Raw genomic sequence first — 21,928 nt, 5'->3', positions numbered from 1 at the left:
CCCGTACGCGAGGGACGTGGATAACTGTCTACGCCGAATCGATGTCGTCTACGAGGTCGGCGGCGATGCCCGTGTAGCCCGCAGGCGTGAGCGCGTGGAGTTCGTCGCGCACGTCCTCTGAGACGTCTAAGTCGTCGAAGAGCGCGCGGAAATCGTCGAGGGTGACGCGCTGGCCCCGCGAGAGGGCTTTCACGCGCTCGTAGGCGTCCTCGTGGCCCTCGCGTCGGAGGATGGTCTGGACGGCTTCCCCGATGATTTCCGGCGTCGCATCCAGCTCTTCGCGCATGACCTTCTCGTTCGGGACGACCTTCGAGAGCCCCTTTTGCACCTTGCCGTAGGCGATGAGGCAGTAGGCGAACGCCGCGCCGATGTTGCGTTTGACCGTCGAATCCGAGAGGTCGCGCTGGAGCCGGGAGGTGGTGATGTAGTCGCCCAAGAACACGAGGTCGGCGTTTGCTTTCGAGAGGTTACCCTCGCTGTTCTCGAAGTCGATTGGGTTGACCTTGTGGGGCATCGTCGAACTGCCCGTCTCGCCTTCGACCGTCTCCTGGCCGAGATACCGGTCTGAAATGTAGAGCCACATGTCGCGGTCTAAGTCGATGAGGACGGTGTTCGCGGTGCGGATGGCCCCGAACAGCGCGGCAAGGTCATCACACGGGTTGACCTGCGTCGCGAGCGGGGTGTAGTCGAGGCCGAGTGAGGTGACGAACTCGCGGGAGAACGCGCGCCAGTCAACGTCCGGGTAGGCGACGTGGTGGGCGGCGTACGTGCCGCTTGCGCCCGCGAGCTTGCCCGAGATTTCGTCGCTCGCGCGCTCGATGGTGGCGATGGTGCGCCCGAGACGGGCTGCGTAGACGGCCATCTCCTTGCCGAACGTCGTCGGCGTGGCTGGCTGGCCGTGGGTGCGTGCGAGCATCGGCAGGTCGCGGAACTCGCGGGCCATGGCGATGAGCACGTCGCGGGTTTCGTAGAGTTCGGGCAAGAGAATCTCTTTGACAGCGGGCTTGACGAGCAGGCGGTGGGCGAGGTTGTTCACGTCCTCGCTCGTGAGGCCGAAGTGCACCCACGGGCCGGCGTCTGCGAGCGACGCGGGGAGGCCCTCGCGGATGAAGTACTCGACGGCTTTCACGTCGTGGTTGGTCGCGGTGTACTCCTTGTAGCCCGTCGTTTCCAGTTGCTTGATGATGTCCGCGTCGTCTGCGTCAAACTCCTTGTAGAGGGCGCGCAGCGTCTCGCGGTCTGTGTCAGCGATTTCGAGGGGTGTCGCGTCGAGGTCGGCGAGCGCGATGAGATACTCCACTTCCACTTGCACACGGGCGCGCATGAGCGCGGCCTCGCTGGCGTAGGGCGCGAGCGGTTTGGTGTAGCGCCCGTATCGCCCGTCGAGCGGCGAGACGGCGAACAGCGGGCCGTCTGCGTCGAATGATGACATACCTTCGACTGCCGCCCGGCATAGCAAAAGCGTGTCGGTCGAGGGACACAGGGGCGTGCATAGAACCGCTGGACGAGTGCGGTTTTCGCACCCATTTTATGCACGAACTCGTATAGAATAGCTCCAGCAATCGCAATTACTTTACTCCCGGCGGACGCGCTCTCGCACATGACACGAATCGCTGGTCTGGCGAGCAACCGCGGACGGAATCTCATGCACATCGCAGACCTCGCGCCCGGCGGCGCGGCGGTCGAGGTCGTCCTTACGAACCAAGAGGGCGCGCCGGTGCTCGACGCCGCAGCAGAGCGCGGCATCGCCACGGAAGTCGTCGAACGCGAGGCGGGTGAATCGCGTGAATCACACGAACAGCGCATCCTCGCACGCCTCGCCGACTACGATTTTGACCTCGTCTGTCTCGACGGCTACATGCGCGTCCTGACCGGCGAATTCTTGAACAATGCTCCGACGACGCTCAACGTCCACCCCTCCCTGCTCCCGATGTTCAAGGGCATGGACGCGTGGGGCGACGCGCTCTCTGCGGGCGTGAAAGTCACCGGCTGCACTGTCCACGTCGTCAACGAGGAGGTCGATGCCGGGCCAATCGTCACCCAAGAGCCGATTCCAATCTACGACGGCGACACCGAGGAGACGCTCAAAGAGCGCGTCCTCTACGAGGGCGAGTACAAGGCCTACCCGCGCGCAGTCAAGTGGTTCGCTGACGACGCCGTCACCGTCTCGGAAGACGGCGTCGAAATCGATGCCGACGTTGGTGGCGAGTTCCCGGCCCGCCGCGTCGAAACCGCAGACCACCTCACCGACCTGCGCTACGGGGAAAATCCCCACCAAGCAGCCGCCGTCTACGCCGACGCGACCTGCGAAGAGGCGAGCGTCGTCCACGCAGACCAGCTCAACGAGGGCGCGAAGGCGCTGTCGTACAATAACTACAACGACGCGGACGCCGCGCTGAACCTCATCAAGGAGTTCGACGAGCCCGCCGCCGCGGTCATCAAGCACGCGAACCCCGCAGGCTGTGCGACCGCCGACACCCTCGCTGAAGCCTACGAAAACGCGCTCTCGACCGACCCGATGAGCGCCTTCGGGGGCATTGTCTCGCTCAACCGCACGTGTGACGCGAAAACGGCAGAGCGCATCATCGATTCGTTCAAAGAGGTTGTCGTCGCGCCGGGCTACACCGAAGCTGCCCTCGACGTACTCACCGAGAAGAAAAACCTGCGCGTGCTCGACGTTGGCCCGCTCAACGAGATTACGTCCACGCTCGTCGAAAAACCAATCGTCGGCGGCCGTCTGATTCAGGAACGCGACCTCCAGAAACTCACCGTCGATGACCTCGAAGTCGCCACGGAAAAAGCGCCGTCCGACGAGGAGTTAGAGACGATGCTGTTCGCGTGGCAGACGTTGAAGCACGTCAAATCCAACGGGATTCTCTTCGCGAAGGGCACGGAAACCGTCGGCGTGGGCATGGGACAGGTTTCCCGCGTGGACGCCGTCCGCCTCGCCGCGATGAAGGCCGAGGAACACGCAGAGGGCAAGGACGCAGAAGGCGCAGTGATGGCTTCAGACGCCTTCTTCCCGTTCCCAGACGGCATCGAAGCCGCCGCGGAAGCCGGTATCACCGCCGTCATCCAGCCCGGTGGCTCGGTCAACGACGACGACGTGATTGCTGCCGCAGAAGAACACGGCATGACGATGGTGTTCACCGGCCAGCGTTCCTTTAAGCACGATTGAGCGCAGCGAAGGCGTGTTTAAAGCTCGTTGCGAGTAGCACTCACCTCGCGTGTGACGCGACACCCACCGACGTTCGACAGGCTAAAGCGGACACCTCAAGATTCCATCTGTATGGAGTTCCACGACGCCGCGAACTTTCTTTTCGACCTGCGGCGGTTCACCCCACGGGCGGGCACCGAGGCCACGCGGGCCCTGCTCGACCACCTCGGCAGTCCCGACGACGACATCGATTTCGTACAAGTCGCGGGGTCAAACGGCAAGGGCAGCACCGTTCGGATGCTCGAATCGACCCTCCGCGAAGCCGGGCTGTCGGTCGGGCTCTACACCTCACCGCACTTAGAGGACGTCCGCGAGCGCGTCCGGGTGAACGGTCGGATGATTTCGAAGCGGGCTCTCATCTCGTTTGTCGAACAGACGAAACCGTATCTCACTGAGGCGGCCGCGGCGGGCGAATCCCCAACCTTCTTCGAGACGCTCACCGCGCTCGCCGTGTGGGAGTTTGCGAGACAGGACGTAGACGTGGCTGTCCTCGAAGTCGGGATTGGTGGAAAATACGACGCGACGAGCGCCGTGTCCCCCATCGCGAGCGCCGTGACGAACGTCTCGCTCGAACACACCCAGTACCTCGGGGATACCGTCGAGGAAATCGCCACGGACAAAGCACACGTCGCCGCCGGCGTGAACCCGCTCGTGACCGCGGCCACGGGCACGGCGCTCGATGCGGTTCGCACGCAGGCGGGCGATATCGTCACCGTCGGCGGCGACGACGCGGACGTGACGGTCGCCTACGACGGACGCGACGGCCTCGAAGGCCGCGTCAGGCTCTCCGGCCCCCACTGGCACGTTGAGGCGCGTCTCCCCGCGCTTGGCGACCACCAGGCGGCGAACGCGGGCATCGCGGCCACGCTTGCCCGACAGGTCGCAGACGTAGACGAAGCAACCATCGCCCGCGGCCTCCGTAAAGCCCACTGGCCGGGGCGCTTCGAGGTGATGAGTCAGTCGCCGCTCACCGTGCTCGACGGCGCGCACAACCCCGGTGCGTGCGAGGTCGTTGCTGACTTGCTCGCAGAGTTCGAGTACGACAACCTCCACCTCGTGTTCGGCGCGATGAGCGACAAAGACCACCGCGCGATGGTGGCGGCGCTCCCGACGCCCAACTCGGTCGTCACCTGCCAACCCGATTTAGACCGCTCACAAGACCGGGCAGTCCTCGCGAGCATCTTCGAGGACGCGGGTGTCGCAGACGTGTCGCGTCGGAGCGCTGTCGAAAGCGCCGTCGAGCTCGCGCTGTCGAACGCCGGACCGAACGACTGTGTCCTGATTACGGGGTCGCTGTTCGTCGTCGCAGAAGCCCGCAGGCGCTGGACACGAGCCGAGATTCCAAAGCGCATCGTGGACTTAGACGACGCGGGCAAAACGCTCTCGGGCGCACACGTCACCGACGCAGGCGTCTGGCGAATGCGGGGCAAGGCCGTCCACCGCGTGCTCAAAACGCGAGTCCAAAAGCGCCAGGCACAGTACCTGAAAGAGGAGATGCTCTCACTCGGCGGTGAGTGTGCGCTGTCGGGGCTCAACGACCAAGACGACGAGACATTCGACGTCGTGTTGATGGGGACGCTCGCGCAGTTCAAGCGCCTCGCAGACAAACTCGACGGCCAACCCTACGGCCTCTCGCCGTTCGCAGACGACATCCGCGAGGCGCTCTCGATTCAGACGCGCCCCGAGAAACTCGGCTATCCGTGGGAAGACGGCCCCGTCGTCATGGGAATTTTGAACGTCACACCGGACAGCTTCCACGACGGCGGCCGGTACGAGGCCATCGAGGATGCCGTTTCACGCGGAAAAGAAATCGTCGCAGAGGGAGCCGATATCATCGACATCGGCGGCGAGAGCACGCGCCCCGGCGCAGACGAGGTGAGTACCGAAGCCGAAATCGCACGGGTCGTTCCTGTGGTCGAACAACTCGCAGACCTCGAATGTCTCATCTCGATTGACACACGAAAGGCGGCCGTCGCGCGGGCGGCGCTCGAAGCCGGTGGCGACATCGTAAACGACGTGACCGGCTTAGAAGACCCGGAGATGCGCTTCGTCGCTGCCGAGTTCGACGCGCCCATCGTCGTCATGCACAGCCTCGACGCGCCCGTCGTCCCGGAACACACCGTGGAGTACGACGATGTGGTCGAGGACGTCATCGCGGAGTTAAACGAGAAGGTGTTGCTCGCAGAGAAGGCAGGACTCGACCGCCGACAAATCATCGTTGACCCCGGCCTCGGCTTCGGGAAATCGGCAGTAGAGAACTTCGAGTTGCTCGGGCGCGCGAACGAACTCCACGCCCTCGGCTGCCCCGTCCTGATTGGCCACTCCCATAAATCGATGTTCGACCTCGTCGGGCAGGAGACCGACGACCGCCTGCCTGCGACCATCGCGGGGACGACGCTCGCGGTCGAACGCGGGGCGGATATCGTGCGCGTCCACGATGTAGACGCAAACGTCGCCGCGGTTCGTGCCGCACAGGCGGCGCGCGACCCCAGCCAGTTTGAGTGAGTCGCGTCTGCATGCGCCGGATGCAGTAGTTCTCAATACACAAACAGTTCTATTAGTTGGCGTCCTAAGACGTGTATGGGCACCATCATTGAGTTCGTACTCCCCGCAGAGTCGTTCATCTTTGGGCCTGCACTCACACAGTTGTCGGGCGTCCATATCGAACTCGAACGTATCGTCCCACTTGGCGAGCAACCGGTTCCCTACATCTGGGTTTCCGGCACCGCAGCAGAACCGTTCGAACAGTTCGCCATGGAGTCTCCGGAGGTTGAATCGGCTACCCTCCTCGACCAGATTGACGACCGATTGCTGTATCGCATCGTCTGTACACCGGCCGCAGGGACTCTGCTGAGCGCACTGTTCGAGACTGGTGGCACGATTCTCGAAGCCCATGGCGACGACCACTGGTTCTTTCGAGTTCGATTCCAGAATCACGACTCAGTGACGGCGTTCCACACGGCCTGTGACGCCAACAACATCCCCGTCACAATCGAGCGCATCACTACGCTTGACACCGTAGACGGGGCAGATTTGCCTGTCGAACTCACCAAAGAGCAGCAAGAAGCCCTCGTGTTGGCCGTGAAACACGGTTACTTCGAAAGTCCTCGGCTCGTGTCGCTCGACGAACTCAGCGACGAGCTCGGTATCACACCACAAGCCGTCTCAAAGCGCCTTCGACCCGCGATAAAGAAAACCGTGTACCAAGCCGTTCGCTCGCTCAACGGCAGTGAAGTGGGCGAACGACGGTAATAAATCCGTTAAACAGCCAACCGAACGTAACAAGCCTGTGGTGTGGTAATTGCTACCTGCTCGCGTGGCTGCGTATGACTCGTGGGGTGTGCGTAGCCCGCGAGAAGTGGGGGCAAGAGCGTGGAACGAATGCTCACGTGGCGTCACACGCGTAGAGGGGGGCTGACCACGACCCACGCCCCTGCTATTTTCACGATTAGAAGAGTCCGGCGTCGTCACGCACCGCGGCGTAACAGGTGAGATACCGAGACAGCAATGCGTCGTGGCTGTACTTGAAAAACCGCTCGTCGGTCGTTCGCGTGTCGAGCGACCCCGCTTTTTCGATTGCGTTTGCGATTTCCTGTGGTGAGGTGGCCCGAAAACCCCGTTCTAAGCCTTCGACGAGTTCGTGGGCCGCAGAGTCGGTGTGGTACTCGACGATGCCGATACAGCCACACGCGAGCCCCCAGAGCAGGTCGGTAGCAAACGGCGTTCGCGTGCCCGTGTGGGTGAACACGTGGGCACCCTTGTAGTAAGCAACGCGCTCTGCGGGCGAGAGCGACCCGGTGAACGTGATTCGGTCTGCGATTCTGAGGTCTATGGCCTGTTGTTCGAACGCCGCACGATGTGGGCCGTCACCGATGACGACCGCGTGCCAGTCGCGATCGCGGAGTTCTGCAAGCGCGAGAAACAGGCTGTCGAGATTCGCGTGCTCGTCCATCGAGCAGGCGGTGACGACATCGACACCATCGGTTGGGTCAGTGTCCTCGATGAGCGACACATCGACGCCCTCTGGGATGATTTTGACGGCTTCTGCTGACGCCCCGCTCTCTCTGACCCACGTACTCACCATCCGCGAGGGTGTGATGACCGCCGTTGGGGCACGGGCCGGATACCGCCCGCTCCAGGACTCGGGCGGGTCGTCATCGCCGTACCAATCGACCACGAGCGGCGTCCGCGAGAACAGTGTCGAAAGCCGCGCACCGACCACCTGTGCCGGTGGCGTTGGCGTGGCGTGGACGATGTCGGGGTCAAACGATGACAGCGCAAACGGCACTTTGGCGGCAAACGTGAGCGGGGCGGGCGTGTCGGTGACGGCGTGGTAGGTAACGCCGTCTCGCTCGAACTCCGCGACCGTCTCGCCCTCCCACCACTGGGTACAGAACACGGCAACCTCGTGGCCCTTCCGTGCAAGGCCTTCTGCGACTCTGCGAACCCGGCGGTTGCCCTGGGTGTCTCGTCTATCGGTCGTATTAGACGAGACGAACGCGACGCGCATACACCTCGGGACGAAATCAATTGATAAAAAACCACCCGAACGGCTTGCTCGTCCAATATGACATCCCGACGATAAAAACGGCTTTGCGGGCGAACGGAGAAGCAGTCGTATGGTGTATGATGTCGAGCGGTATCTCAATATTCGCAGTGCGGGGTCCGCGTCGTTTGGCCCCCACGGCGAGCTCGCTTTCTTGATGGACACGACGGGGACCTCCCAGATTTGGTCGCTGCACGAACCCGGCCGCTGGCCAGAACAGCGCACCTTCTACGACGAGCGCATCACCTTCGCCTCGTGGTCACCCGAGAACCCGGAGCTCATCTTCGGCATGGACGAGGGCGGCAACGAACGCGAACAGCTGTTTCGCCTCGACAGCGACGGGACGGTCACGGCGCTCACCGATACGCCCGAGGCCAAACACTGGTGGGGCGGCTGGAGCCACGACGGCGAGCGCTTCGCCTTCTCCTCGAATCGCCGGGAGGGGAGCGTCTTCGACATCTACGTCCAAGGCCGCGACGAGACCGGTGCAGCCGCCGAGTTGGTGTACGAAGGCGACGGCTGGCTGACTGTCGGCGGGTGGAGCCCGGACGACACCCGCCTCATCGTCTCTGAAGCGCACTCCAGTTTCGACCAAGACGTGTACGTCCTTGACGTCGAAACCGGCGAGTTGACCCACGTCACGCCCCACGAGGGGCACGTCCGCTACGGGAGCGCCCAGTGGGGGCCGGATGGCGAGAGCCTCTATCTCGTCACCGACCGCGATTCTGACTTACTTTGGCTCGCCCGCCTCCCACTCGACACACTCGAACTCGAACCCGTCGTCGAAGACCCAGCGTGGAACGTCGCAGGAGCCGCCATCGACGAGGACACCGGGCGCATCATCTACGCTCGGAACGTCGAAGGCTACACGAGCCTCACCGTTGGCGACCTCACCTCCCCCACCGATATCGAGGAGTATCCAGAGCCTGCGCTCCCCCGCGGCGTCCAAGGCGGCATCAGCTTCAACGACGACGCGAGCGCGTTCTCGATTACGGTCACCGGGAGTTCCGAGAACGCGAACGTCTACGTCGTGGACGTGGAGACAGGCGACGCAGAGCGCTGGACGAACGCCTCGACTGCCGGGATTCAAAAAGACACGTTCCGCGAACCCGAAGTCATCCGCTACGAGTCGTTCGACGGCCGCGAGATTCCGGCCTTCTTCACGCACCCACAGGACGCCACAGCGGGCGCGACGCCCGTCGTCGTAGACATCCACGGCGGCCCGGAGAGTCAACGTCGACCGTCGTTCAACCCCGTCAAACAGTATCTGGTGAATCGCGGCTACGCCATCTTCGAGCCGAACGTGCGTGGCTCTACGGGCTACGGGAAGGCCTACACGCGCTTAGACGACGTCGAAAAGCGCATGGACTCAGTGGCGGACATCAAAGCCGCCGTCGAGTGGCTCCACGCCCACCCGAGCGTCGACCCAGACCGTATCGCAGTGATGGGCGGTTCGTATGGTGGATTCATGGCGCTCGCCGCGCTCACCGAGTACCCTGACCTCTGGGCTGCGGGCATCGACATCGTCGGCATTGCGAACTTCATCACGTTCCTCCAGAATACGGGCGACTGGCGGCGCAAACTCCGCGAGGCCGAATACGGCTCGCTTACAGACGACCGCGAGTTCTTAGAGAAGATTAGCCCCATCAACAACATCGACGCCATCAGCGCGCCGCTGCTCGTCCTCCACGGCAAGAACGACCCGCGCGTCCCGGTCGGAGAGGCAGAACAGATCGCCGCAGAAGCGAGCAAACACGTGCCCGTCGAAAAGCACATTTTTGACGACGAGGGCCACGGGTTCTCGAAACTCGAAAATCGGGTCATCGCCTACACGACCGTCGCGGACTTCCTCGACACCTACGTCTGAGACAGGAAAACGGACACACATGTCGGCTTTAGCGAGACGTTTTCTGCGAAAGGCACGTGAACCCACAGACTGACCGGGTACGATTATTCGCAAACGCAGTTTGTTATCGTTACAGGTCAGCTACCGGCACATTTCCCGTTGTAGAAGACTTATTACAACTGGTTGTTTTGGGGCGGCTATGACCGTCTCAGAACGCTCCCGCGAGCAGGTCGGGGAGCTTCTTTCTACGCTTTCGACACAGTACGGGTCGGTTTCGGTAGACCAGACCACAACTGCGCTGCCGCCGGCCGCCTACGAGCGGGCGTGCGAGCAGTTCGCAGCGGGTCGCGTCGCCTGCGCGGGCGTCCGCCTCGAAGACGCAGAAGAGCGCGTGTTGCTGGTCAAAGACGAGGAGGGGACGAACCGCTGGGCCGAACCCGGCGGAACGGTGAACGCAGACGAGACCCTCGAAGCGGGCGCAAAGCGACTCGTGAAACGAACAACAGGCCTCGATTGCAACATCGACGAAGTCACAAGGGTGTCGATTGTGGGGATTGGCGACGAACGAAACGTCGAGCGGCCCCCCGTGTATCAACTCCAAATCATCTTTTCTGGCGTTCCGGCTGGCGGCGAACTGTGTGAAGGCGACGGGGTTACCGCCGTCGAATGGTGGAAAAATCCGCCCGCAACGGTTTCTGACGCGCTTCCCGCTTAGATAACGCCCGTGACGGTTGCGACTTCAATCGCCGCATCCTCGCTCACGCCATCGCCGAGAATCGTATAGCGGTCGCGAATCTCGTGGGCCGTTGTCAGGGCTTCAATGACGGTTTCTGGAGCAATGTCAAGTTCCTCTGCGGTCGTCGGCGCACCGAGTTTATCGAGCGCATCGCGGATGTTCTGCCACTGACCGTGTTCGCCCGAGTGGAGATACTCGATGAGAATCGAGCCGACGCCGACCTGATGGCCGTGGAGTGCCGCCCCGGGCGCGAGCCGGTCGAGCTGGTGGGAAAAGAGGTGTTCTGCACCGCTTGCGGGCCGCGACGACCCAGCGATGCTCATCGCCACGCCCGAGGAGACGAGCGCCTTTACGACCACCCACGAAGACTCTTCGAGGCCGGGTTTGATGGCGTCGATGCGTTCTACGAGCAACTCCGCGGTCATCTGAGAGAGCGCGCCCGCGTACTCTGAGTACTCGACGTTCTTCAGGCGATGGGCCAACTGCCAGTCTTTGACGGCGGTGTAATTGGAGATGATGTCCGCACAGCCCGCAGTTGTGAGTTCCCACGGCGCGTTCGCGAGCAATTCGGTGTCCGCGACGACGGCGAGCGGTGGGTCTGCGGCCACGCTGTGACGGGTGTCCCCCTCCGGGACCGACCCCCGCCCGCTCACGATGCCGTCGTGACTCGCCGCCGTCGGCACGGAGATGAAGCCGCGGTCGATGCGGTCTGCGGCCATCTTCGCAATGTCGATTGCCTTGCCGCCACCGACGCCGACGAGGAAGCCCGCGTCCACCGCCTCTGCGGCGTCGATGACGCGCTGTACCTCCGCGAAACTCGCCGTCTCGACGACGACGACTTCGGGCGAAAAGCCGGCGGCTTCGAACTGTTCGATGATGCGGTCGGCAGCGATTTTCCGCGGCGTCGGACTCGTGACGAGAACCGGCGTCCCGCGCAGGTGGAGTTCGGAGACTGCCTCCACCGTCTGGTCTAAGACCCCGTGACCCACCAGGACGTTTCGTGGCAGCCGAATCCACGACGACTTTGTAAACATACCATGAGATGAACCGCCCGCCGTGATACCGTTTACTCTCTGTCGGCTGACGTGTGCTCAGATGGTGTCGAGAACCGAAAGGAGCCGTTCCTCATTTTCGCGGCCGGGGTCGTGTTCGCTCCCGTCGCGGTCGCTTTCGAGGTGGTCATCGACTGTGCGTTGCATCGCCTCGTGCAGGGGCGTCGATTCCCAGCCGAGGGCAGCGAGTTTCTCCGTCGCGAGGACGTGCGGGTAGTCGCGCCAGAGGATGAAATCGTCGGGCGTGAGGTCGACTATCGACAGTTCGCGCTCGCCCGCGTGCACGACGTCAATGTCGGTGTCGAGCGCGTCCGCCATGAGATGCAGCATCTCCTCTAAGGTCACGAGCCGCTGGTCGCCAACGTTGTACGCCTCACCGGGCTCGCCCTCCTCTGCGACGGTACGCAGCGCGCTCGCCACGTCTTCGACGTAGGCGCGATGCCAGAGGTTCGTCCCGTCGCCGGGGATGATGACGCGGTCGTAGGTTCTGACGCGGGTAATCCAGTAGTCGAAACGCTCGCCGTAGTCGTCCGGACCGTAGACGATGCACGGGCGGACGCTCATCGCGTTCACGCCGCGGTCTGCGGCGGCGAAGATGGCGCGGTCGCCCTCTGCTTTCCGCGGACCATAGGATTCGGCCGAGTCCTCGTCTGCCTGTTCGTTCGTACACTCGAAGAGTCGGGTGACGCCCTCGCGTTTCGGGATTTCTTCGTCGCCGTAGGCACTTCCACTCGAAATGTAGACGTAGGCGTCCACGTCCTCGAAGATACGGGTCGCGGTGCGCACTTCGCGGGGCTTGTACGCCACGCAGTCGATGACGACATCGGGGTCGGCCTCGGTCGCCGCGGCGGCGAGCTCGGCGTCGTTCGTCCGGTCGCCTTGAATGTGCGTGACCGTCTCGTCAAACGGGTTCTCGTGGTTCCCACGATTGAAAATCGTCACGTCGTAGTCGTGGTCGAGGAGTTCTCGAACCGTCCACTTGCCGATAAACCGCGTGCCACCGATGACGAGGGCGTTTGTCATGTCTGGTGCTGGGTGACGGGTGCGCAAAATAGTGGCGGACGCGGTCAGTCGAACGATGGCGCTCTCTGCTCAGTCGTCAGAGAGCGCGATACCGTTTCCCGTGTTCCCCTCCGCGTACTCCGAGGCGGCGCGCGGCAGTTTCGTGCGCACGTCCTCTGAATCGTGTTCTGCGATGACCTCGGCGTAGGCGTCGGGCATGACCTTCACGAACGAGGAGAGCGTTTCCTCCCAGTTTGCGAGCAGTTCTTTGGCGCGCTCGCTGTCGGTGTAGGCTGCGTGGTTTTCGACGAGGCGACGAAGCATCCGGCGGTCGCGCTCTGAGAGGGTGTTGTCGAGCGTGACCATTCCCGTGTTCGCTTTCGAAGCCAGCGTGTCGTTTTCGTCTACGACGTACGCGACGCCGCCGGACATGCCTGCGGCGAAGTTCTTGCCCGTCTCACCGAGGACGACGGCGACACCGCCGGTCATGTACTCACAACCGTGGTCACCAACGCCTTCGACGACGGCTTTCACGCCGGAGTTGCGCACACAGAACCGCTCGCCTGCGATGCCGTTGATGTACGCCTCGCCCTCGGTCGCACCGTAGAACGCGACGTTGCCGATGAGGACGTTTTCGTCGGCCTTGTACGACGCCGTCGGTGGCGTCTGGACGGCGATTTTCCCGCCCGACAGTCCCTTCCCGACGTAGTCGTTTGCGATGCCGGTCAGGTGCATCGTGACGCCCGAGGCGAGGAACGCGCCAAAGGACTGGCCCGCCGTCCCCTCGAAGTCGATGGCGATGGTGTCGTCTGCGAGGCCGTCGCCGCCGAACTTGTTGGAGATGCGATTCGAGAGCATCGCGCCGACCGCGCGGTCGACGTTCGTAATCCCGCTTTCGAGCACGACGGGTTCGCGGCGCTGCAAGGCGGGCATCGCCTGCTTGATGAGCGCGTGGTCGAGTTGCGAGTCGATATCGTGGTTCTGCGCTTCTGTCTTCGTGCGCGCGTTGCCCGCAAGTGGGGCGAGCACAGATGAGAGGTCTACCTTCTTCGCCTTTGGCTGTTTGACGTCGGTGCGCTGTTTGAGCACTTCGACCTGTCCAATCATCTCCTCGACCGTACGGAAGCCGAGCTCGGCCATGATTTCGCGCAGTTCCTCCGCGATGAACGTCATGTAGTTGATGACGTGTTGTGGCTCACCGGGGAACCGACGGCGCAGGTTCTCGTCTTGGGTCGCAACGCCGACCGGACAGGTGTTCTTGTGACACTGGCGAGCCATCACACAGCCGGAGGTGACGAGGCTCGCCGTCCCGAAGACGTACTCCTCTGCGCCGAGTAAGGCGGCGACAGCAACGTCGCGGCCCGTCTTCATCCCGCCGTCTGCGGTGACACGAATGCGCGAGCGAAGCCCGGTCTGACAGAGCATCTGGTTGGCCTCTGCAAGCCCGAGTTCCCACGGCAGGCCCGCGTTCTTGATAGACGTGCGCGGACTCGCACCTGTCCCGCCGGAGTGGCCGCTGATGTGCACCACGTCGGCGTTCGCCTTTGCAACGCCCGCCGCAATCGTGCCGATGCCGGCCTCGGAGACGAGTTTGACGTTGATGTCCGCGTTCTCGTTTGCGACTTTGAGGTCGTGGATGAGCTGTTTCAGGTCCTCGATGCTGTAGATGTCGTGCAGCGGCGGCGGCGAGATGAGGCCAACGCCCGGCGTCGCGTAGCGGACGTGGGCAATCATCTCGTTCACCTTCTGGCCGGGCAGATGGCCACCCTCACCGGGTTTCGACCCCTGTGCCATCTTGATCTGGAGTTCGTCGGCCGACGCGAGGTAGTGGCTCGTAACGCCGAAGCGACCGGAGGCGACCTGTTTTACGTTACACTCCTTTTCGGTGTCGAAGCGCTCTGGCGGTTCGCCGCCCTCACCGGTGTTCGATTTCGCGCCGAGGCGGTTCATCGCAATCGAGTTGTTCTCGTGGGCTTCCGGCGAGAGCGAACCGAGGCTCATCGCGGCCGTCGAGAAACGTTTGACGATGGACTCGATGGACTCAACCTCCTCGATTGGAATCGACTCGCGGCTGTCGTCGAATTCGAGCAGCCCCCGCAGCGTCTGAAGCTGCTCGTTCTGGTCGTTCATCATCGCCGCGAACTCCTTGTAGCGCTCGTAATCGCCGCTGCGTACCGACTGCTGGAGCGTGCCGACCGATTGTGGGTTCCAGCCGTGGAAAATCCCGCTCGACCGGTGTTCGTACTCGCCGACGCGTTTCATATCGGCTTCCTCGGTGAAGGCCGTCGCGTGGCGGTCGAGCAGGTCGGCTTCGATTTCCTCGATGCCGATACCCTCGGTGCGGTTTTCGGTTCCCTCGAAGTATTCGGCGACGAAGCCGGAATCGAGGCCGACGGCTTCGAAGATTTGCGCGCCTTGGTAGCTCTCGACCGTCGAGATGCCCATCTTCGCCATGATTTTGAGCAGGCCGTCTTCGAGCGCGCCGACGTAGGCGTCGATGGCCGCGACGGGGTTTGCGCCGTCAGGCCCGGCAACGACGTCCGCGATGGTCTCGAAGGCGAGGTACGGGTTTACGGCGTCCGCGCCGTAGCCGACGAGCGTCGCCATGTGGTGGACCTCGCGTGGGTCGCCGGATTCGATGACGAGCCCACAGTGGTTGCGAAGCCCGTTGCGCACGAGGTGATGGTGGACCCCCGAGGTGAGCAAGAGGCTTGGAACCGGGACGCGCGTCTCGTCTGCGGCTTTGTCAGAAAGGATGACGATGTCGTTCGCTGCGGCCGCGTCGGTTGCCGCCTCGCGGACGGCTTCGAGGCCCGCTTTGAGCCCGTCGTCTGGGTCGTAGGTGGCGTCGAGGGTCGTCACCGACAGCGTGTTGAGGTCGCGGATGGCCGCGAGTTGCTCGTCTTTGAGGATGGGCGAGTCACAGACGAGCTGCTTTGCGTGTTCCGGCGACTCTGCGAGCAGGTTTCGCTGGTGGCCAAGCCGCGATTCGAGCGACGTGACCAGTTCTTCGCGGATGTAGTCGAGCGGCGGGTTCGTCACCTGCGCGAACAGCTGTTTGAAGTAGCTGAACAGGGGACGATTGTAGTCAGAGAGCACCGACAGCGGCGTGTCGTCACCCATCGACCCAACGGGGTCTTTCCCCTTGCTCGCCATCGGTTCGAGCAGGTTGTCGAGTTCGTCGTACGTGTAGCCGAACAGCGCCTGTTTGTTGCGGAGGTCTGCTGACGTGGTCGCGTCCGCATCTGTGAGGGTGAGGTCTGCGAGGCGCACCTGCTGGTCTGCGACCCACTGGCCGTATTTCGGGTCAACGAGGTCTGCGAACACTTCGTCGTCCGGGACGACGCGGCCCTCTTCGGGGTCTGCGAGGAACAGTTGGCCGGGCTGGAGGCGACCGCGCTCTTTGATGTTCGACGGGTCGGTTTCGAGCGCGCCGACCTCAGAAGCCATGATGAGGCGGTTGTCGCCCGTGATGTCGTATCTGCACGGACGCAGGCCGTTGCGGTCGAGGACGGCACCGACGCGGTCACCGTCGGTCGCGGCGACGAGCGCGGGGCCGTCCCACGGTTCGACGAGCGAGGCGTGGAAGTCGTACCAGTCGCGGCGGTCGTCGTCGATGTCCACGTTGCGCCACGCCTCGGGGATGAGCATCCGCAGGGCGTGGGGGAGTTCGCGGCCGTTTGCGAGCAAGAGATCTAACACGTTGTCCACGGACGCCGTGTCGCTCTGGTTCTCGTCTGCGACGATGGGGCGAATCGTGTCGAGGTCGTCGCCGAGCACGTCGCTTGCTAAATCCGTCTCCCGGGCGCGCATCCAGTTGATGTTCCCGCGGATGGTGTTGATTTCGCCGTTGTGAATCATCCGGCGGTACGGGTGGGCGAGATGCCACGCGCCGAGCGTGTTCGTCGAGAATCGGGCGTGGACGAGCGCGAAGTTCGAGGCGACGCGGTCGTCTTCGAGGTCGGGGTAATAGCCAGCGAGTTGGTCGGCTTTTAACAACCCTTTGTACACGAGCGTTTTGCGGTCGAGCGAGCAGAGATAGAAACGGTCGCTCCCGTCGATATCCGCAGCAGACACGGCCTTTTCGACGGCGCGATGGGTCACGTAGAGACGGCGGTCGAAGGCGTCGCCCGAAATGTCTCCAGCCGGTTTGACGAACAGTTGGGCGACGTGTGGCTCGGCTTCGAGCGCGGTCGCGCCGAGGTCTGCGTTATCCGTCGGCACGTCGCGCCAGGCGACGGCGTCTAGCTGTTGGTCTGCGAGGGTGTCTTCGACGACGGATTTGACGGCGTCGCGGGCGTCTGCATCCTGTGGCAAAAAAAGCGAGCCGACGGCGTAGGTGCGCGGGTTTCCGAGGGATGCGTCGACCTCGGCGGAAAAAAAGTCGTGGGGAATCTGCAGCATGATACCAGCGCCGTCGCCCGTGTTCTCCTCTGCGCCGGTGGTGCCGCGATGTTCTAAGTTTACGAGTAGTTCAACGCCGTCTGCGACGACGGAGTGGTCTACGCCGCCGTCTAAGTCCATGACGACGCCGACGCCACAGTTCGCCCGGGCGTCGGTCGGGTCCGCGAGGCCCCGTACCAGTGGGGACTCACGGCTGTCAGATGAGAGGTTAGCCATGTGCCAACCGTACGCACTCACCAATAAGAGGTTACCCCTCAAGGACTAAGGGACTGTTTAACTCACTTAATTGGATATATATGCCACTATATTGTTCTAATTCCTCATGGGCAGGCGTCGCGTGCGAGGCGAAAAAATCTGAAAACGTCCCGAAAATCGCCGGGAATCAGTACGATTTGGCGAAATACGCCGTCTCGTTGGCGGCTTCGTCACAGATAGCACAGGTGTCGCCAATCGGTTCTTCGTCGCGGTCGAGAGGAACCATCACGATTTCTGCGGCGATGGTGTCCTTGATTTCCGTCTCACACGACTCGTCACCACACCACGCGGTCTTCACGTAGCCGCCGTGTTGGCCAATCGTGCCGAGGATTTCGTTGCGATTCTCGGCTTCGCGGATGTTCTCCTGTAAGTTCTCCTCTGCGGTGGCGTAGAGCTTGTCGTAGATGGTGTCGAGGTGTGCTTCGATGGTTTCGACGAGGTTCTCGTCGTTGTCCTCGGTGACGTTTTCGCCGTCTGGCCGGTGGACGAGCGTGACTTCCTCGTCTGCGACCTCGTAGCCGCCGACTTCGATGCGCAGGGGAACGCCCTTCAGTTCCCACTCGTTGTACTTGAAGCCGGGATTGCGCTCGTCGCGGTCGTCGAGTTCGACGCGGATGCCACCTGCATCGAGTTCGTCGGCGATATCCTGGGCGTACTCCAACACTTCCTCGCGGTTGTCCTCGTTCCAGATGGGGACGATGACGACCTGCTCTTGGGCGATGGTCGGCGGGACGATGAGCCCTTGGTCGTCCGAGTGCGTCATGATGAGCGCGCCGAGTGCGCGCCACGACAGTCCCCACGACGTGGTGTGGGCGACCTGCTCGATTTCGTCTTCGTCGGTGTAGGTGAGGTCGAACGCTTCTGCGAAGCTCTGGCCGAGGTAGTGGCTCGTCGCGCCCTGCACCGACTTGCCGTCGGGCATGAGCGCCTCGGTCGTGGTGGTGGTGTGTGCGCCAGGGAACTTGTCGTGGTCCGGCTTCCGGCCCTTGAGGACGGGGATGGCGAGCACGTCGGTGTAGAGGCGTTCGTATTGGTCGAGGCGCGTCATCGTCTCGTCCCACGCTTCGTCCTCCGTCTCGTGGGCCGTGTGGCCCTCCTGCCAGAGGAACTCCTTGGTGCGGAAAAACGGCTTCGTGTCCGTCGCTTCCCAGCGCACGACCGAACACCACTGGTTCAGGCGAAGCGGCAGGTCGCGGTGGCTGCGAACCCACTTTGCCATGTACGGCGCGATGATGGACTCACTCGTTGGCCGCACGGCGAGGCGCTCTTCGAGTTCGGTGTGGCCGCCGTGGGTGACCCACGCGACTTCCGGGTCGAAGCCTTCGACGATGTCCTTCTCGCGTTCGAGGTAGCTCTCAGGGATAAAGAGCGGGAAATACGCGTTCTGTGCGCCGGTCTCTTTGAACCAGGCGTCTAAGTTGTCCTGAATCCCCTCCCAGAGGGCGTAGCCGCGGGGTTTCGTGACGATAAATCCGCCCATCGGCGCGTAGTCTGCGAGGTTCGCCTTCTGGACGACTTCGGCGTACCAGTCGCCGGGGCTGTGCTCTTTTGACTCGGTAATGCCGAGTTCTTGCTCACCGTTGCTCATTGTCGTAGCAAATCAGCGATGCGCTCTTAAATCCCTTGAAGCGTCGGCCCGCGTGGCACACGGCCCCTCGTACGTCACCGAAAACAGCCGGTCGTGGAGGGCGCTCCTGATTCAGCCCGTCAGTCGATGACCGAAAACGGACTCTCACCTTCGGTCCACGGCCAGCCCGGCAGACGCGTCTGGAAGCCTGCGGCGAGGGCGGCATCCAAGTCGTCCGCGCCCGCGACGCCCGCGGTGTGCGTGTGCACGTCCGCGTAGTGAAACGTGGCCTGCCCGAGCAGGTGCAACGGCTGGTTGCCCGCAATCATCGCCGCGAGCTCGCGCCCGAGCAGTTCGTCCACGACGAAGCCGGGATAGTCCCCCTCGCAGTCGAGGTCGCGGAGGATGGCGACGAGGCCCGCGACGTTCACTGCGAGGTCGCCGTCTGCGAACACCGCAGTGACCGCCTCGCTGTATGCGTCTTCGGTGACGGGTGAGACAGTGACAGAGAACTGTTCACCGAGGGCTTCTCGGACGGTGTTGATGAGTGGAACGACGACGGACGCGCGATTTTGGACCCAGTCTCGTTCGTCACGCACCATCGCAGGAGTGACTCGCATACGAACGGCTAGTGGGCAGATGGCTACAATTTTGCGAAGGCTTTTATAACTAAGAAGTGTTACCGAGAATTACGTGCGGGTTTTCCGGACTCTTCCCGCAACCTCCGACACCAGGTTCGGAGAGCACTGCTCGGTTCGGTAGCGGATACGACCTACACAGTACCTGTTATGCTACACAGTTTACGTACTGAGAATGCCACTCTGGGTCACGTCAGCGGCGAGGTGACACAGTGAGCGACCGGCATCCATGGCACTCGCCGTTGGCGTGCCACCGAGCAGTGGGCAGATGGAAGACCCCCCACACAAATTGCAGCCAATTTTAACCTATGAGTACTGTAGAACGGCAACTTGAGGATTTGAAAGAAACGATTACGAGCGAACTGCCGAGTAACATCACCGTCTCCGACGTCAAGTACGAAGGGCCGGAACTCGTCATCTACACTCGCGACCCGAAGGAGTTCGCCCAGAATGGTGACCTCATTCGTACCCTCGCAAGCAAGCTCAGAAAACGCATCACGGTGCGACCCGACCCCGACGTCCTGACCCCGCCCGAGAAGGCGCGCGAACAGGTCATGAACGTCATCCCCGAGGAAGCGGGCGTCACCGACTTAGACTTCCACATCGACACGGGCGAAGTCGTCATCGAGGCGGCGAAACCGGGCATGGTCATCGGTCGACACGGTTCGACGCTCCGAGAGATTACGCAGAAAGTCGGCTGGACGCCGGAAGTCGTCCGCACGCCGCCAATCGAGTCTTCGACGGTCTCGAACGTGCGCAACTTCCTGAAACAGGAGCGCGAAGAGCGCCGCGACATCTTAGAGCGAATCGGTCGCCAGATTCACCGCCGCGAAATGTCCAAAGAGGACTGGGTTCGCATCACGACCCTCGGGTGCTGTCGCGAAGTCGGTCGCGCAAGCTTCCTGCTCTCGACGCCAGAGACGCGCATCCTCATCGATTGCGGTGACAAACCGGGCGCAGAGGACGAAGTGCCGTACCTTCACGTCCCCGAAGTCACGCCGCTCAACTCGATTGACGCGGTTGTCCTGACGCACGCCCACCTCGACCACTCCGCGCTCCTGCCGCTTCTGTTCAAATACGGCTACGACGGTCCCGTCTACACGACGGAGCCAACCCGTGACCTGATGGGCTTGCTCCAACTCGACTACTTAGACGTGGCCGCGAAAGAAGGCCGGACGCCGCCGTACGAGTCCGAGATGGTGCGCGAAACGATCAAGCACACCATCCCGCTCGAATTCGGTGACGTGACCGACATCGCGCCGGACATCAAACTCACGCTCCACAACTCCGGGCACATCCTCGGGAGTGCGATTGCCCACTTCCACATCGGCGATGGCCTCTACAACGTGGCGTTCTCCGGCGACATCCACTACAAGGACACGCGCCTGTTCAACGGCGCGGTCAACGAGTTCCCGCGCGTCGAAACGCTCGTCATGGAGTCCACCTACGGTGGGCGCAACGACTACCAGACCGACCAGGCGGATTCGGAAGCGCGCCTCATCGAAATCATCAACGAGACCCACGACAAGGGTGGGAAAATCCTGATTCCGGCGTTCGCCGTCGGTCGCTCACAGGAAATCATGCTCGTCTTAGAAGAGGCGATGCGCGAGGGCAAGATTCCGAAGATGCCCGTCCACTTAGACGGGATGATTTGGGAGGCGACTGCGATTCACACGACCTACCCAGAGTATCTGCGCGACGACCTGCGCGACCGCATCTTCCACGAGGACGCAAACCCCTTCCTCGCCCCTGAGTTCAACCACATCGACGGCGGCGAAGAAGAGCGCCAAGACGTGACCGACAGCGGCCCTGCAATTATCCTTTCGACCTCCGGGATGGTCACCGGCGGTCCGATTATGTCGTGGCTCGAACACCTCGGCGGCGACGAGCGCACGACGCTCGTCTTCGTCGGCTACCAGGCACAGGGGACGATGGGCCGGCGCATCCAGAACGGTTGGGACGAAATCCCAATCAACGACGGCAACGGCCGCTCGAACACGCTGAAGCTCAACATGAACGTCGAAACCGTAGACGGATTCTCCGGCCACGCAGACCGCAAGGGGCTGATGGACTTCGTCCGAACGATGAACCCACGCCCAGAGAAAGTGCTCTGTGTCCACGGTGACGAGTCGTCGACCCAGGACCTCTCGTCTGCGCTCTATCACGAGTTCAACATGCGCACCTTCGCGCCGAAAAACCTCGAAACGTTCCGCTTCCTCTAATCCGCCACCCGCCGTTCGACAATCACGTGGTCGCGGTACGTGACCACCACGTCTTCGCGCTGATTTCTCACCACCACGTCGTAGTCTACGTCGCCACGACCCTCGTCTCGCGGGCGTTTTGCGACCAGTTCCACCGAAACCAGCAACTCGTCGCCGGGCCGCACCGGTGTTCGCCACCGAAGCTCGTCGATTCCCCAGCCTCCCACGAACGCCAACTCGGAGAACACGGCGTCTACGATGGGGCGAAACGTCGCCGCGCAGGTGTGCCAACCGCTTGCGATAAGCCCGGAAAACGGGCCGTCTGCGGCGGCGTCAAGGTCTGTGTGAAAGGGCTGTGGGTCGTACAGCTCTGCGAACGAAATGATATCGTCCTCCGTGAGCGTGACTGGGCCGACCTCGATGCGTTCACCGACGGCGAGGTCTTCGAAATACCGAGAGGTCAT

General features: G+C 62.6%; 14 protein-coding genes. 6 read left to right on the top strand and 8 right to left on the bottom strand.

Going from position 1 to position 21,928, the window contains the following annotated elements:
• Positions 1-28: 28 nt before the first annotated feature.
• Positions 29-1,432, bottom strand: a complete 1,404-nt coding sequence (gene purB, locus V5N12_RS06775) for an adenylosuccinate lyase (RefSeq protein ID WP_332898394.1) — start codon at positions 1,430-1,432, stop codon at positions 29-31.
• A gap of 168 nt (positions 1,433-1,600) precedes the next feature.
• On the opposite strand from purB, the gene purH reads away from it, so the two are divergent.
• The 3 genes from purH to V5N12_RS06760 all read left to right on the top strand — a co-directional run bounded on the left by purH (position 1,601) and on the right by V5N12_RS06760 (position 6,469).
• Positions 1,601-3,178, top strand: a complete 1,578-nt coding sequence (purH, locus tag V5N12_RS06770) for a bifunctional phosphoribosylaminoimidazolecarboxamide formyltransferase/IMP cyclohydrolase (RefSeq protein WP_332898393.1) — start codon at positions 1,601-1,603, stop codon at positions 3,176-3,178.
• 111 nt (positions 3,179-3,289) lie between these two features.
• Positions 3,290-5,722: a dihydropteroate synthase gene (gene folP, locus V5N12_RS06765; protein WP_332898392.1), complete on the top strand. Its 2,433-nt coding sequence runs from the start codon at positions 3,290-3,292 to the stop codon at positions 5,720-5,722.
• 75 nt (positions 5,723-5,797) lie between these two features.
• Positions 5,798-6,469 (top strand): helix-turn-helix domain-containing protein, encoded by a 672-nt coding sequence (locus V5N12_RS06760; RefSeq protein ID WP_332898391.1) that lies wholly within the window; start codon positions 5,798-5,800, stop codon positions 6,467-6,469.
• A gap of 196 nt (positions 6,470-6,665) precedes the next feature.
• Here V5N12_RS06760 and V5N12_RS06755 read toward each other — a convergent pair whose 3' ends face one another.
• Positions 6,666-7,727 carry a glycosyltransferase gene (locus tag V5N12_RS06755; protein ID WP_332898390.1) on the bottom strand — a complete coding sequence of 354 codons (1,062 nt, stop codon included), beginning with the start codon at positions 7,725-7,727 and terminating at the stop codon, positions 6,666-6,668.
• A gap of 109 nt (positions 7,728-7,836) precedes the next feature.
• Here V5N12_RS06755 and V5N12_RS06750 point away from each other — a divergent pair, with 109 nt between their 5' ends.
• Positions 7,837-9,630, top strand: a complete 1,794-nt coding sequence (locus V5N12_RS06750) for a S9 family peptidase (RefSeq protein ID WP_332898389.1) — start codon at positions 7,837-7,839, stop codon at positions 9,628-9,630.
• 178 nt (positions 9,631-9,808) lie between these two features.
• The gene (locus tag V5N12_RS06745; RefSeq protein ID WP_332898388.1) at positions 9,809-10,324 is read left to right on the top strand and encodes an NUDIX hydrolase; all 516 of its coding nucleotides are present in this window, start codon (positions 9,809-9,811) and stop codon (positions 10,322-10,324) included.
• Here V5N12_RS06745 and V5N12_RS06740 read toward each other — a convergent pair.
• From V5N12_RS06740 to V5N12_RS06720, 5 genes are all read right to left on the bottom strand, one after another.
• Positions 10,321-11,379, bottom strand: coding sequence for an NAD(P)-dependent glycerol-1-phosphate dehydrogenase (locus V5N12_RS06740; RefSeq protein WP_332898387.1), 1,059 nt, complete (start codon positions 11,377-11,379; stop codon positions 10,321-10,323). The genes V5N12_RS06745 and V5N12_RS06740 overlap by 4 nt on opposite strands.
• Positions 11,380-11,436: 57 nt before the next feature.
• Complete coding sequence (locus V5N12_RS06735) at positions 11,437-12,420, bottom strand: NAD-dependent epimerase/dehydratase family protein (RefSeq protein ID WP_332898386.1); 984 nt, start codon at positions 12,418-12,420, stop codon at positions 11,437-11,439.
• 69 nt (positions 12,421-12,489) lie between these two features.
• Positions 12,490-17,019, bottom strand: coding sequence for a glutamate synthase large subunit (gltB, locus tag V5N12_RS06730; protein WP_332898385.1), 4,530 nt, complete (start codon positions 17,017-17,019; stop codon positions 12,490-12,492).
• 166 nt (positions 17,020-17,185) lie between these two features.
• The gene (gene proS / locus V5N12_RS06725) at positions 17,186-18,646 is read right to left on the bottom strand and encodes a proline--tRNA ligase (protein WP_332898384.1); all 1,461 of its coding nucleotides are present in this window, start codon (positions 18,644-18,646) and stop codon (positions 17,186-17,188) included.
• Between the two features lie 119 nt (positions 18,647-18,765).
• Entirely contained in the window at positions 18,766-19,245 is a 480-nt protein-coding gene (locus V5N12_RS06720; protein WP_332898383.1) for a hypothetical protein, read from the bottom strand.
• Positions 19,246-19,571: 326 nt separating this feature from the next.
• On the opposite strand from V5N12_RS06720, the gene V5N12_RS06715 reads away from it, so the two are divergent.
• On the top strand, positions 19,572-21,485 hold the full coding sequence (locus V5N12_RS06715) for a beta-CASP ribonuclease aCPSF1 (protein ID WP_332898382.1): 1,914 nt from the start codon (positions 19,572-19,574) through the stop codon (positions 21,483-21,485).
• Here V5N12_RS06715 and V5N12_RS06710 read toward each other — a convergent pair.
• Complete coding sequence (locus V5N12_RS06710) at positions 21,482-21,928, bottom strand: MaoC family dehydratase (RefSeq protein WP_332898381.1); 447 nt, start codon at positions 21,926-21,928, stop codon at positions 21,482-21,484. The two genes, V5N12_RS06715 and V5N12_RS06710, sit on opposite strands and share 4 nt — an antisense overlap.

The organism is Haladaptatus sp. CMSO5 (assembly GCF_036689885.1).
Taxonomy (GTDB): domain Archaea; phylum Halobacteriota; class Halobacteria; order Halobacteriales; family Halococcaceae; genus QDMS2.
Note: the sequence above shows the minus strand (reverse complement) of the source record. Positions and strands in the feature narration are given on the sequence as shown.